Annotated in this window: 10 protein-coding genes; all 10 read right to left on the bottom strand. The window is 43.1% G+C overall.

Annotated elements, in window-relative coordinates; genetic code table 11:
* Nucleotides 1–80: 80 nt before the first annotated feature.
* The 10 genes from ODOSP_RS03640 to ODOSP_RS03590 all read right to left on the bottom strand — a co-directional run bounded on the left by ODOSP_RS03640 (nt 81) and on the right by ODOSP_RS03590 (nt 14410).
* The gene (locus ODOSP_RS03640; protein WP_013611055.1) at nt 81–2726 is read right to left on the bottom strand and encodes a calcium-translocating P-type ATPase, PMCA-type; all 2646 of its coding nucleotides are present in this window, start codon (nt 2724–2726) and stop codon (nt 81–83) included.
* 625 nt (nt 2727–3351) lie between these two features.
* Nucleotides 3352–5052: a glutamate formimidoyltransferase gene (gene ftcD / locus ODOSP_RS03630; RefSeq protein WP_013611054.1), complete on the bottom strand. Its 1701-nt coding sequence runs from the start codon at nt 5050–5052 to the stop codon at nt 3352–3354.
* 43 nt (nt 5053–5095) lie between these two features.
* Nucleotides 5096–6349, bottom strand: coding sequence for an imidazolonepropionase (gene hutI, locus ODOSP_RS03625; RefSeq protein WP_013611053.1), 1254 nt, complete (start codon nt 6347–6349; stop codon nt 5096–5098).
* Nucleotides 6350–6470: 121 nt separating this feature from the next.
* On the bottom strand, nt 6471–7892 hold the full coding sequence (gene rodA / locus ODOSP_RS03620) for a rod shape-determining protein RodA (protein ID WP_013611052.1): 1422 nt from the start codon (nt 7890–7892) through the stop codon (nt 6471–6473).
* Nucleotides 7893–7902: 10 nt separating this feature from the next.
* Nucleotides 7903–9774 carry a penicillin-binding protein 2 gene (mrdA, locus tag ODOSP_RS03615; RefSeq protein ID WP_013611051.1) on the bottom strand — a complete coding sequence of 624 codons (1872 nt, stop codon included), beginning with the start codon at nt 9772–9774 and terminating at the stop codon, nt 7903–7905.
* 47 nt (nt 9775–9821) lie between these two features.
* Nucleotides 9822–10331, bottom strand: a complete 510-nt coding sequence (locus ODOSP_RS03610) for a hypothetical protein (protein ID WP_013611050.1) — start codon at nt 10329–10331, stop codon at nt 9822–9824.
* Complete coding sequence (mreC, locus tag ODOSP_RS03605) at nt 10324–11157, bottom strand: rod shape-determining protein MreC (RefSeq protein WP_013611049.1); 834 nt, start codon at nt 11155–11157, stop codon at nt 10324–10326. Before mreC ends, ODOSP_RS03610 begins: the two co-directional genes overlap by 8 nt.
* 12 nt (nt 11158–11169) lie before the next feature.
* Nucleotides 11170–12192 carry a rod shape-determining protein gene (locus tag ODOSP_RS03600; protein WP_013611048.1) on the bottom strand — a complete coding sequence of 341 codons (1023 nt, stop codon included), beginning with the start codon at nt 12190–12192 and terminating at the stop codon, nt 11170–11172.
* Nucleotides 12193–12239: 47 nt separating this feature from the next.
* Entirely contained in the window at nt 12240–13775 is a 1536-nt protein-coding gene (purH, locus tag ODOSP_RS03595; protein ID WP_013611047.1) for a bifunctional phosphoribosylaminoimidazolecarboxamide formyltransferase/IMP cyclohydrolase, read from the bottom strand.
* 155 nt (nt 13776–13930) lie between these two features.
* The gene (locus tag ODOSP_RS03590) at nt 13931–14410 is read right to left on the bottom strand and encodes a Rieske (2Fe-2S) protein (RefSeq protein WP_013611046.1); all 480 of its coding nucleotides are present in this window, start codon (nt 14408–14410) and stop codon (nt 13931–13933) included.
* Between the last annotated feature and the right edge of the window lie 18 nt (nt 14411–14428).

The following is a 14428-nucleotide window of genomic DNA, read 5'->3' as shown; positions in this document are numbered from 1 at the left end:
GCCAATCAGCAAGGCACTCGTCGGTTAACCGAAGGTTAGCCTTATCTTTTTCTGGCTTTGCCAGAAAATGGACTTATGACTCATTGTTTCTTCATCAATCTGAGGATTTCACCGATCCACAGTACCAGCGAAGTCAAACCGACAATGATCCCCCAGTCTTTCCAACTTAAAGGAACGGTACGGAATACCTCTCCTCCGAATTGTACAATCAAATACTGCCCGATGGGAATGATAAACATAACGATCAGGAAACCGGTACTGTCCTTTAAATTCTTGAATGCAGAGCCATGAGAAAGAAAAGCTTTCGCATTGAACATATTCCAGAACTGTAGCATCACAAAAGTTGTGAAAAATACAGACAGATCGTGTCGGGACATGACTCCGTCGTTTATGGTAAACCAATACATCAGGCCGAGCAGCAATACCGTAAACGAAAGTCCTATCCCCAGGATGTAATTCCGCATCTTGGGACTGATGATAAAATCTGTCGATTTGCGGGGCATTTCATTCATTACTTTGGGGTTGGGAGGGAGAGAAGCCAGGGCAGCTGCTGCGAATGTATCAATGATCATGTTCACCCATAACATTTGAGTTACAGTCAAGGGTAATTCCCGGCCGAACATCGAACCGATCAGTACAATCAGCAAAGCCGATAAGTTGATCGTCAGCTGAAACAGTATAAAACGTTGGATATTGTGATAAAGCGAACGTCCCCACATTACGGCTGTAGCAATACTGTTGAACGAATCATCCAATAAAGTAATATCACTGGCTTCCTTAGCCACCGAGGTTCCGGAGCCCATGGAAAGTCCCACATCGGCATGATTCAATGCCGGTGCATCGTTTGTACCGTCCCCGGTTACAGCTACGACTGCTCCCGATTGTTTCAGCAGTTCGACCAGACGTTGTTTGTCGGTAGGGCGGGCACGACACATTATTTTGAGTTTCAAAACCCGTTTCGCCGCTTCTTCGTCCGGCAATTTTTCAAAGTCGACTCCGGTGATAATCTGTTCCTCCGAATCTTCGGATTTCCAAATACCGATCTGCCGTCCGATTTCCCGGGCGGTTGCCGGAGTATCTCCGGTGACAATCTTTACATCGATTCCCGCATTCAAACATTTGGCTACTGCAGCGGGGACATCCGGACGTACCGGATCGGAAATCGCCGCAATTCCTAAAAAGATAAAATCTTCCTGAGCGATAGCTTCGATCTCGCCTTCTGAAGCAGAATCTACTAGCTTATAGGCAAATCCCAATGTACGCATCGCCTGATTCTGAAAGTCCAGCAATTCTTTTTCTACAGTAGCATGATATTCTTGTGCAGGAACTAAACCTGCGGGGGTTTCTACCTGTTTACATTTGGCGAATACAATTTCGGGAGCTCCCTTCAGATAGAGAATAAGCTTTCCCTCCAGCACGGAGCGGACCAGGGTTGCCATGTATTTCCGTTCGGTAGAAAAGGTCAATTGTTCCAAAATTTCAGTATTATCCCGGTAATCCATATAATTGATCTTCTGCTGATGCAGCCAAAGTAATAAAGCGGCTTCGGTCGGATTTCCCAAGGTCTTGATCTGATCGTTACCGTATTCCAGATAGGCCGTTGAATTGATGGAAATCCCTTCCTTGATCAATACCTGAAGGCGATTATCCTGTTGCAGTTCTTGGTCCGGCAAACCGTAAAACCGGGTTTGATAAACCTGCATTTGATTTTGAGTCAGGGTTCCTGTCTTATCTGTACAGATAACGGTTGTGGCTCCCATCGTTTCGCAGGCATGCATCTTACGTACCAAATTGTTCGTCTTTAGCATTTTACGCATGCTTAATGCAAGACTTAGTGTAACACTCATCGGTAAGCCTTCCGGGACGGATACAACGATAAGAGTGACTGCAACCATGAAATATTTCAAAATCCTTCCTGCCGTTTCTAAAGTGAAGATCGTATCGGCAGTGAAAATTCCGGCTATAATATCTTTTGTAAGTAATCCGACAAAAGTAACCCCGGCAACTGTAAAACCGATAATACTGATAAACTTGGCCAGGCCTTCCAGTTGTTTGCTGAGCGGAGTTTTATCGTGATTGATCTCTGTAGATTTTTGGGCCACTTTTCCGAATTCTGTAGCGTCACCTACTTTTTCTACTTTGTAGACACAATGCCCGTTGACTATAGTGGTACCCCTCATGATTTTGTTGGAAGGGTAGGTAGCCTCCGGATCGAAATCGGCAGGATCGGTAGTCTTATCGATGACCGGTTCGCCCGTTAGGGTAGATTCGTTCACTTGCAAAGAAATAGCTTCGATCAATTCTCCGTCAGCGGGAATTTCTTCTCCGGTCTCGAGTACGACAATATCGCCGACTACAATTTCACGTTTAGGTATTTCGTGTATGTTTCCATTGCGAAGAACCTTTATGTGTATATCATCATTGACCTGGTTCAATAATTCGAATTTTTTATTGGCATCCATTTCGAACCAGAAACCGACTCCGGTAGCCAGAAATATAGCGAAGAAAATACCGATCGTCTCTGCATATTCATTGTGCATGATAGAAATAATCAGCGACAAGACGGCTGCTACCAACAATATACGGATAATCGGATCTTTAAATTTCTCAAGGAAAAGTTTCCACAAAGGAGTATGCGGAGGTGGAGTGATGATATTTTCTCCAAATTGTTTGCGGCTTTGCTGCACTTCTGAATCGTTCAAGCCGGAATAATGTTTTGTTTCCATTTTAGCTGTGTGTAGTATATTTTAATTCTTCCATTCGTAAATAATCTTTTTGATTGCATTGGCTGACTTCAAATTCTATAAACGCATAAAAAAGAACGCAATATGGGAATAGGGCAGAAACGTGTAAAAACTATTTTCCTTTCTCCCGCAGGAGAAAAGCAAGTTGAAAAATGATATTTTTCAGCAACAGAGTGTAATAGATTTTTCCGGTTGCGCGAACTGGATGGACAGATACAATTTTCGTCGTCCTCCCCATACAGGGTATAATCTGCAATAAATTCAGTCTCGATTCCGGGATACTGGCCGGCAAAAGAGATCGGTTCCTGATCGGCTCCTTGCTGGAAAACAGTAAGGATAACGACCAGTATCCCCCCAAAGAAGTACCTTTTCCAATGACAACAGTCACAACGGTTAATTTCTGAAACCCTTGTTATCCCTGAAATCTCTCTAACTATTAAATTCTGCTTTGTCATACGTACGCAAAGATAAAGCAAAACCCCCGATATTTTATCCTGCTATCCGGAAAAATCGATCGAAAGTAAGAAAGTCTGTGATAAAAAAAGCAAATCGTTTAACCGGTGGCCCGGCTAAACGATTTTATATAACATAGCAATAGATCGGGAACTTAGATTTTTGAATTTACAATCTTCAAAATTTCAGCTTCCAGTTCATTGGCTTTTTCCACGATAGCTTCACCTTCGCGTATGATTTGAGCTGCAAATTCCTTATCTTCCAATCCGGCTGCATTGATTTTTACATTCAGAAATGCTCCCATGACTCCGGCGCGTGCTGCCAATGCACCTACGCCGGCATCCGTTACGGAATTCGGGTTACCTATTTCAGCCATAGCTTTGGCTACAGACATACATTCGTAACATTGTTTCATCGTTTTGAACGGTACTTCGGTAGCATAGCGGGTAGCATCCTGAACAGCTTTCTGCCGGGCAGCTTTTTCTTCTTCGGATTTTTTAGGCAAACTGAAAGCATCCATGATCTTATTGAAAGCATTGGTGTCTTCGTCCACCAGTTTGATCAATTCAGTCTGATATACTTTTCCTTTTTCAGCCCAATCGCTAAATTCTTCCCAACGGTCGTCCCATCCCCGTTTGTGTGAGGAGAGGTTGGCGACCATCGAACCGAGAGCGGCACCCAAGGCCCCCATATAGGCAGAGATCGACCCCCCACCGGGAGCCGGAGATTCAGAAGCCGTTTCGTCGGCAAAATCGGTTAAAGTCATGTCTACCAGTTTTTTCTTACCTTTCGAAGCTTCTTCCTCGAGAATATATTCGATGATCTTCTTTTTCGGATCGAAAGGATATAATTCGTCCAATCCCAATGATTTGACGGCTATTTTGATCAGCTCTTTGTCGGATACCCCCGTAGAACGTTGTTGTTTACGCAGGAAATACCGACCGGCGTCCAACATCGCTTTTAACGGAAGTACACCGACAAGTTCGGAACCGGTAACCCGAATGCCCCGGTCGGCAGCCTTACGGCAAACTTCGTCGAAGGCTTCATGCATGGAAGTCACGGAAATATCCGTCAGGTTCATAGAGATCTGAGCTATTCCATATTCTTCTATAAACCAGCCGATCGCTTTTACAGATTTCAGGCTCCCCGGAATCATCACCGGCTTTCCTTTTTCATCCAATACTTTTTTACCGGTGATCGGGTTGCCTTCCCGTTTCACCCTTCCGCGTTCGCGTACATCGAAAGCGATCGAGTTGGCCCGGCGAGTAGAGGTGGTATTCAGGTTAACATTATAAGCGACCAGAAAATTACGGGCACCGACTGCTGTAGCTCCGGTCTTGGCAGTCCAGCTATTCAGTTCACGGGGACCGAAATCCGGATGCCACTGTTCACTGGAAAGACGTTCTCCCAAAGCTTCATATTCTCCGGCCCGGCAAGTAGCTAAATTTCTCCGTTCCGGAACAAAAGCAGCACTTTCGTAACAATATACCGGGATATTCAGCTCTTTGCCGATACGCTCGGCTAATTTCCGGGCGTATTCCACGGTTTCTTCCATCGTGATATTGGAAACCGGCACCAATGGACATACATCGGTTGCTCCGAAGCGGGGATGAGCTCCCTTGTGTTTGGTCATATCGATTAATTCGGCGGCTTTCTTGACTGCCCGGAAAGCTGCTTCACAAATCGGTTCGGGTTCTCCAACCATAGTCACCACAGTACGATTGGTCGCCTTACCGGGATCGACATCGATAACACTGATTCCTTCAACGGTTTTCATGGCATCGGTGATCTGATCGATGATATGCATGTCGTTTCCTTCGCTAAAATTAGGCACGCATTCAATTAATTTTTTCATGGTATATAAACTTTAATTTTAAGTATGTTTCAGTCGATTTCAATTAATATTGTTCTCCTTTTAAGAAAATCGCTTCTATTAAATCAGCCGTATAGGCATAGGGTAAGTATTCGATGCCCGAAATAGGAGTCGTTATATAAAAGTTGGCAAGTTTACCGACAGCGATACTCCCTGCTTCTTCTTCAACTCCCATCGCATAGGCCGAATTTAAAGTCGTCGCATTGATCACTTCTTCAGGTAACATTTTGTAATTGATACATCCTAAGGACATAATGAATTTCATATTACCGGAAGGAGAAGAACCCGGATTATAATCGGAAGCCAAAGCTACCGGTAAACCGGCCTGAATCATCTTACGGACGGGAGAATAAGGCATATTCAGGAAAAAAGCGGCTCCGGGCAATACGGTCGGCATAGTTTCGCTTTCCAATAAACAGGCGATTTCTTCTTCTCCCATACATTCCAGGTGGTCGACAGAAATTGCATTGTATTTCACACCGACTTGCACACCACCCGAGTAGTCGAGTTCATTGGCATGTATCTTCGCACGTAATCCGTATTTCATTCCGGCATTCAGCATCCGGTCGGTATCTTCGACAGTGAAGAAACCTTTGTCACAAAATACGTCGATGTAATCGGCCAATTCTTCGGCAGCGACCATTGGGATCATTTCGTTGATAATAAGATCTACATATTCTGTTTGTCTGCCCTTATATTCCAAAGGTACGGCATGTGCCCCTAAAAAAGTCGATTTAATCAATAGGGGAGTTTCGGCTTTCAAACGGCGGATCACCCTCAACATTTTTAATTCGCTTTCGGTATCCAGCCCATAACCACTTTTTATTTCGACTGCACCTGTACCGAAACCGGCGATTTCCTGAATCCGGTCATAGGCTGCATCGAAAAGCTCTTCTTCAGAAGCTTTACGTATCCTTTCGCATGAATTGAGAATACCGCCTCCGCGTTTGGCTATTTCTTCGTAAGAAAGACCACGGATTTTATCGATATACTCGATTTCACGGCTTCCGGCATAAACCAGATGAGTATGAGAGTCACAATAAGAGGGCATGACCAAACGGCCGGTTGCATCGATTTCCTTGACGATATCCCCGCCGGCATAGACAGCCTCCCGGTCTAAATCCTCCATTTTTCCGAATCCGGCAATTTTATCTTCTTCAACAAGTAAATAAGCATTTTCCAGGATACCTAACCGGGCCATATCTTTACCTGCAACCCATTTGCGGGGAGATAGTTCCGTTTGTACCAGCTGTTTTATGTTCAGAATGAGTGTTTTCATCTTTCGTACTTTTTAATGTTTATAGCCGCACGAAAATATTAAAAAAAACGAATAAAAACGCGCTTTAAGATATATTTAAAACGTTTGTGCCCGAAGATTTTACCCGGCAGATGTTCGCCGCTTAACTGAATACCTGAAGGCGGTTGGCATCCAGACGTAAAAAGATAAAGATCAAAATAGTAAATGCCCAAAGGGAAGAACCTCCGTAGCTGAAAAAAGGCAGGGGGATGCCGATGACGGGAGCCATTCCGATCGTCATTCCTATATTGATCGCCACATGAAAGAATAAAATGCTGGCTACCCCGTATCCATAGATGCGGGAAAAATCCGAACGCTGACGTTCCGCCAGGTAAATAATTCTTAAAATAAAGGCCATAAGTAGTCCGATCAGTATGGCCGAACCGACAAAACCCCATTCTTCGCCGACTGTACAGAATATAAAATCGGTACTTTGTTCGGGAACAAAATTGAATTTGGTCTGGGTACCCTGTAGAAATCCTTTTCCTAATAAGCCTCCTGAACCTATTGCAATTTTAGATTGATTGACGTTATAACCGGCTCCGGTCAAATCGGTTTCTATCCCCAATAAATTATTGATCCGGTCTTTCTGGTGGGGCTGTAATTTTTCGAAAGCATAGTCGACACCTACCGTCGCTCCGATACAAACCCAGGAAGCCAGTAAAACGAGCAGTATATGCTTCATCTTACGCTTATATATAAAATAAATACCGATCAAACCGGTCGATAAATAAGCGTACAATAATAATCTTTCATTTCCGATATTGAATTCAAATAACCACTTCAAAAATAATAAAAATAGGAAGCAGCTTACCAGGAAAATAATGATCCGATAAAATTCCTGTTTATTCTGACGGTAATACAGGAAGGCTATCAACGTCCCTGCAATAATCAGAGATAATACGACGATGGGGGGATAGATCAGGGTGAATATAAAAATAGCTATAGCTATAAAACATAATAATAGAAGTGAACCATGTAAACCTTCTCTATACATTACAAGGATAAACGAACTGTATACCAGTGCAGAACCGGTATCGTTCTGCAAGACAATCAAACCGGCCGGAATAGCCAATAACAAACCGATCAATGCCAGGCTTGAAAAGCGCATGATTTTAAAACCATGCCTGCTCATTACATTCGCAATAGCCAGACAAGTAGCGAATTTTCCGAATTCGGCCGGTTGTATCCGGATACCTCCGATTTCAAACCACGAACGGGCTCCATGGGATTCTACCCCGAAGACCAGTACGGCGGCCAAAAGTCCGACCGTCAGTCCATAGATCACAAAAGAAAAAGCGGTAAAAAATTTACTGTCGGTAAGTAAGATAAAAATACCCAATACGAAGGCAGCCCCGATCCACAACAATTGTTTTCCGTATTTCAGGTCGATATCCAAAATATTGCTGTGGCTTTCATCGTATACAGCCGCATAGATATTCAGCCATCCCATAAAAACCAGGAGGGTATATAAGAAAATGGAGAGCCAGTCTATATTTTTCAAAAGTTCTGATTGCCTGTTCATAATTCCAAGATTAATCTTCTTCGTTTTGCTTTTCTTCTGCTGTCTTCAAATGCTGTTCTTTCTTCGGAGTTTCCGGGATAATCAGATTAGAGTTCAACATTCTTTCCTCAATTGCTTTTTTGCGGGGAGCGATCTTGCCCTTGAGGTATTTCTCCATAATCAGTCCTCCGATAGGTACTGCATATTGGGCACCGAATCCTCCGTTTTCAATATAGATAGCGATCACAATTTTAGGGTTGTCTTTAGGAGCGAAGGCCATGAAAATGGAGTGATCCTCTCCATGCGGATTCTGAGCTGTCCCGGTTTTACCGCATATGACTACCGAATCGATAGAAGCCCCGCGGGCCGTTCCGCTGCTGGCTGCCATCGCCATACCTTCTACGACGATATCGAAGTATTTCCGGTCACAGTCGACCGTATGTTTCTCGACCTGATTGTTCGCCCCTTCGATCGGACGTACGATATGAGGAGTCATATAATACCCCCGGTTAGCCAATACACAGGCCATATTGGCTATCTGCAAAGGAGTAAGCTCCAACTCTCCCTGTCCGATAGAAAGAGACATAATATAACTCCAGCGCCAATCCTGAGTCCGGAATTTGCGATCGAATAGCGGAGGAGTGGGAATTGAACCACTGATCTCATTGGAGAAATCAGGACATATCTTCGCACCTAAACCGAAGGAACAAATAAAATCTCTCCATTCGATGTAAGCATCCCGAACACTATCGTATTTCCGGTTTTCCAGTATCCTTCGCCACACATTTACAAAATAGGGATTACAAGACTGCTGAATAGCCTGGTACAGATTCAGGGGAGAATTGTGATTGTGGCATCCCATCCGGATCCCTCCGATAGCTGTCTTAGCTTTCCCGTAACATTCGAAACAAGTTTCAGGGGTAATGACTTCTTCCTTTAAACCATACAGTGCTTGCAGTGTTTTAAAAGTAGAACCGGGAGGATAAGCTCCTGAAACGGTACGGTCGAACAGAGGCTTATTGGGATCCTGATTCAATTTTTTATAATTTTTACCTCTTTCCAGGCCGATCATCAGTTGGGGATCGTAACCGGGGCTGGAAACTTTCAGTAGGATTTCACCTGTCGAGGGTTCCATAGCGATGATTCCGCCTCTCTTATTTCGCATGAGCTGGTAAGCATATTCCTGTAAGTCGATGTCCAGCGTAGTCGTGAGATTTTGTCCTACGATAGCGGGTTTATCATATAGACCGTTTTGGTAAGAGCCTTTTACACGATTATAATTGTCAACCAGTAGGATTTGTTCCCCTTTCGTACCTCTCAGCAGATTTTCATAACTTTTTTCGAGTCCGTTGACTCCGATATAGTCACCGGGAGCGTAGGTGCTGTCCTGTTCGACCAAAGTTTGGCTGACTTCTCCGATATATCCGAAGACATCGGCAGAATGGGAAACGTTATACTTTCGTAATGTTCGGGTCTGCATGAAAAATCCCGGATATTTGTGTAATTTTTCCTGCAATACGGCATATTTGTTGGCCGTGATCTGAGAGATCAGGACAGAAGCCTTGAAAGGAGAGTATTTCCGGCATTTGACCATATTTTTAATCAGCATATCTTTATCTATACCCAAAATAGTGATCAGCTCGGTTGTATCGAAATCTTTCACCTGACGGGGAATCACCATGAGGTCGTATGCCGGCTGGTTTTCTACCAATAATTTACCGTTCCGGTCAAAAATCAATCCTCTGGCCGGATATTGAGTCGCAATTCGTTGAGAGTTCATCATGGCTTTTATCTGGAATGAATCGTCTATCACCTGCATATAAAATAAGCGGATGATATAAATACAACAAACACAGATAATGATAGCCGAGATAACTGTTTTCCGATGTGTGTATTTGTTCATAACAATCTAACCGGGAATTTGAAAATTCAATATGCTCGAATTCAATTCTATTGGTTCTGTTTTTTCTTCAAAGCTATAAAATAATATAGCAAGATGAAAAAAGTAGAAGCTAAAGTGCTGAATAAAATACGCAGGCCGGTGATCACGAAATTGTGGACACTGAACGTTTCACAAAGGATCAGCACGGTGTTGAAAATCGCAGTACTGATAAAGACATATTTGAAAAACCAACCGAAATCACTGATTTTCTGTTTTCCCTGAATATCGTCGATCTGTTCCCGGTTTGAAGTCAGCATCAACAAACGGGGACGAATATAGGCCAATAAAGTCGTTGCCGCAGCATGAATACCCATGGTGTGGTTGGCCAGATCGACAAATAAACCTAAAAAGAAACCGAAAAACAAAATCGTTGCATTACGTAAACGGTAAGGCAGAATGTATATGGCCAGAATATAAATGTTGATATAGACGTAGGAGTGAAGCTGAATATTATCCAATATGGTCAATTGGAGTAATAGCAACACGAAGAGATGTATAACAAATTTGATATTACTCATGATTTTCCCTCCCTAAAGCCTGTTGTTCTTCTTTTCTGGTATTAGCGATAATGTATACATCCGAGATGCGTTTAAAATCAGTTGCAAGTTTTACTTTTATCGTCAGAAAATTAGCCGTTTCCTTATTTACCGATTCTACGAAGCCGATCATCTCACCTTCCGGGAAAATACTGGAAAATCCTGAAGTCACAATCGTATCGCCCACTTCTGTATCTACATGAAAGGGTATGTCGTTCAGATAAGAATACCGATAATCGTCTCCGTCCCATTGAAGTGAACCGTAGTAACCGTTTTTTTTGATTTTCGCTGAGATCCGAAGATTGGTATTGATCAAGGGTAATACCCGCGCATAACGATTGCTTACTTTCTCGATAATACCGACCACTCCTTCACTCGAACAAACGGCCATTTCGGGTTTGATCCCCTCAGTTGCGCCTTTGTCGATAACAATATAATTTTTAGTCTTGTTAAAACTGGAATTGATCATTTCAGCTGTTTTGTATACATAATCGACATCGGCAGAATCGGTAGGGGCCCATAATGTATCCGCATTACTGATCCGATTGAGAAGTTTCAGTTTTTCAATTTCATTTCTCAATTCGGTATTCTCTGCAACTAATTTTTCGTTGGTTACTTTCAGATAGAAATAATCGTCTACCCGGGTAACCACGGAAGATATGGTTCCGAAAAATGATGCTGTATAGCCTGAAAACACAGTTCTCTGATAGTTATTGTGTAAAACTATCAGAGAAAAGGAGAGGACTTCCAACAAAATAAAAATTATAGTAAAATGATATTTTAATATCAGTTTTATAATTTCTTTCACAGCCTAATGGGTTTACCTGATCAGGAAAGAGAACTTATCGACATTCTTTAAAGCAATACCTGTTCCCCGGGCAACAGCTCTCAACGGATCTTCTGCAATATGGAAAGGGATATTGAGCTTATCGGTCAGACGTTTGTCCAAACCTCTCAATAAAGCACCACCTCCTGCCAAATAAATTCCTTTATTGACGATATCTGCATATAGTTCGGGGGGAGTTTGTTCCAAAGCTCCTAGAATAGCGATTTCAATTTTTGATATAGATTTCTCCAGACAGTGAGCGATCTCCTGATAAGATACCGGTACTTCGACAGGTAACGAAGTCATCTGATTCGGTCCCTGTACGATAAAATCGGCAGGCGGTTCATCCAGTTCGGACAGCGCAGAACCTACATGTATTTTGATTTGCTCGGCAGTTCTTTCCCCGATCCGAATATTGTGCTGATGACGCATATACTCCTGAATGTCGTCGGTCAAATCGTCACCGGCAATCCGGATAGATTTGTTGCTAACTATACCACCTAAAGAAATAACGGCAATTTCGGTTGTACCACCACCTATATCTACGATCATATTTCCTTCGGGAGCTTCTACATCCAAGCCGATCCCCAAAGCAGCCGCCATCGGCTCATAAATCATATATACATCTCTTCCTCCTGCATGTTCTGAAGAGTCGCGGACAGCCCGGACTTCAACTTCCGTACTTCCCGACGGGATACAAACGACGATCCGCAAAGAGGGAGAGAAGAACTTACTATTTACACTTGCCATTTTAATCATACCGCGCAACATTTGTTCGGCAGCGTTAAAGTCGGCAATAACCCCATCCCGTAAAGGCCGGATGGTTTTGATGTTATCATGTGTCTTTCCCTGCATCTGCCGGGCTTTTTCTCCAATAGCGATAACCTTTTCGGTCTTCCGGTCGATAGCGACAATGGAGGGTTCGTTTACCACCATTTTATCGTTACAGATAATAATCGTATTCGCTGTTCCTAAATCGACAGCTATATCTTGTGTTAGAAATGAAAATAATCCCATTTTAAATGAACGTTAATAATTTATGAGCGTCAACCTCAATGGATTGTTTAATGTTTAAAATGTCTCATGCCGGTGAAAATCATAGCGATACCGTATTTGTTCGCAGCATCGATAGACTCCTGGTCTCTGACCGATCCTCCAGGCTGTATGATAGCTGTAATACCTGCTTGGTGAGCAGCTTCTACACAATCGGAGAAAGGGAAAAAGGCATCCGATGCCATCACACTTCCCGCAATACGATCGCTTCCCTGACGGATAGCGTTTTCTAAGGCCCAAATCCGGCTGACCTGTCCCGGGCCGACACCCGTTGTACACAAATCTTTAGCGATAGCGATACCGTTCGATTTGGTATGTTTCACTACTTTCCAGGCGAAGAGCAGATCTCTCATTTCAGCTTCGGTCGGTTGCCGTTTTGTGACGACTTTCAATTCCGATTCATGAAGTAGCTGGGTATCCGAATCCTGAATCAATAAGCCGCCAAGCACTGTTTTCGCTTTGCTGGCTTTCCGGTTTTTCTGATCGATATGGTCGAGTTGTAATAAACGTAAATTTTTCTTTTTAGTCAATATTTCCAATGCCTCTTTAGAGAAAGAAGGAGCTACGATCACTTCCAGGAAAATCTTGGCCATTTCGGTTGCCGTGGCTGCATCTATTTCCCGGTTTGCCGCCACGATTCCACCGAAGATAGAAACCGGATCGGCTTCATAGGCTCTCCGGTAGGCTTCTGCCAATGTTTCTGCACTCCCGACCCCACATGGATTAGCGTGTTTGGCTGCAACTATAGTCGGTTCGTCGAATTCTTTTAAGGTTTCGAGTGCTCCGTCGGTATCTCCGATATTGTTGTAAGAAAGCTCTTTACCATGCAATTGGACAGCTCCGGTAAGTGTGCCTTGCGTCCCTAGTACAGAAGCATAAAAAGCAGCACTTTGATGGGGATTTTCGCCGTACCGAAGATCTTGCTTTTTCTCGTAGGTGAGAGTCAGTGTTTTCGGGTATTTGATATTCAGACGTTCGGAAAAATATCCTGCAATCAGAGCATCGTAGTGGGCGGTGTGGATAAATACTTTCGCTGCCAGCATTTCTTTGGTTTCGGCTGTCGTATCTCCGTTGTTTTTCAACTCATCGATTACCAGTCGATAGTCTTCGGGATCGGTGATGACCGTAACGAATTTGTAGTTTTTAGCAGCGGCCCGGATCATAGTGGGCCCGCCGATATCTATATTTTCAATGATTTCTGCATGGGATACCCCTTCTTTCAGAATGGTTTGTTTAAAAGGGTAAAGGTTACAAACCACAATATCGATCGGTTCTACTCCCAGTTCTGCCATCTGTTTCCGATGCTTTTCGTTGTCACGGATCGCCAGAATACCACCTTCTACATTGGGATGCAGGGTCTTCACTCTGCCGTCAAAACATTCGGGGAACTTAGTCAGATCTGAAATATCCTGAACTTTAATGCCTTCTTCTTTCAGTTTTTTAGAGGTCCCGCCGGTTGAAATGATCTCCCAGCCCATAGAATCCAGTGATTTAGCGAACTCAACAATACCTGTCTTATCAAATACACTAATTAATACTCTCTTCATCCGGATTATATTTTTTTAGTTATCATCCGAGCTATCGGATTTTATTCATTTTATACAAATCGTATTTCGTTGCAAAGGTAAAAAAAAAGAAGATTATTTTTATATAAAATCGCAGATAGTGCATTTTTTTTATGGATACACCTATTCGCTGTGTTTTAATAATTGACAATGAGTTTATTACCTACTTTTGAAATGGGATATCCTTTCAAGGGGTAAATTTCATAAGTCAGATTGAAAGGGGTTCCGTAACGAAGTGAAAATTGAGTGTGACAAACCGGACAAACAGCCAGTTCTCCGTCCAAATCTTCTTTCGTAAAATGGGAAGTCAGTTCCTGGCAGTTGGTACAGGTGGCATCCCAGCAAGCATATTCGGTATCGTTCAAACGGATGACGACGATTCCTTGGCCATTATATCCCAATGATTTGGCGTCCGGCTGGGAACTGGTCAGGTAAATAGGCTGGCCGGGAACCTGAAGATTACTTTCGCCTCCTATTCCTAAATTAATCTGTGTATATACCGGGACATAAGGAATGAGGTGTTTATCCCTGAGTTTTTCGTTGAATTTATCCCCGCAACCGATATTTATTCCCAAAGTGATGGAAACTAATAAAAAAAATACTATTTTTGATTTCATGAATAAGAAATTTGCGAC

The sequence above is a fragment of the Odoribacter splanchnicus DSM 20712 genome (assembly GCF_000190535.1).
GTDB lineage: Bacteria > Bacteroidota > Bacteroidia > Bacteroidales > Marinifilaceae > Odoribacter > Odoribacter splanchnicus.
Note: the sequence above shows the minus strand (reverse complement) of the source record. Positions and strands in the feature narration are given on the sequence as shown.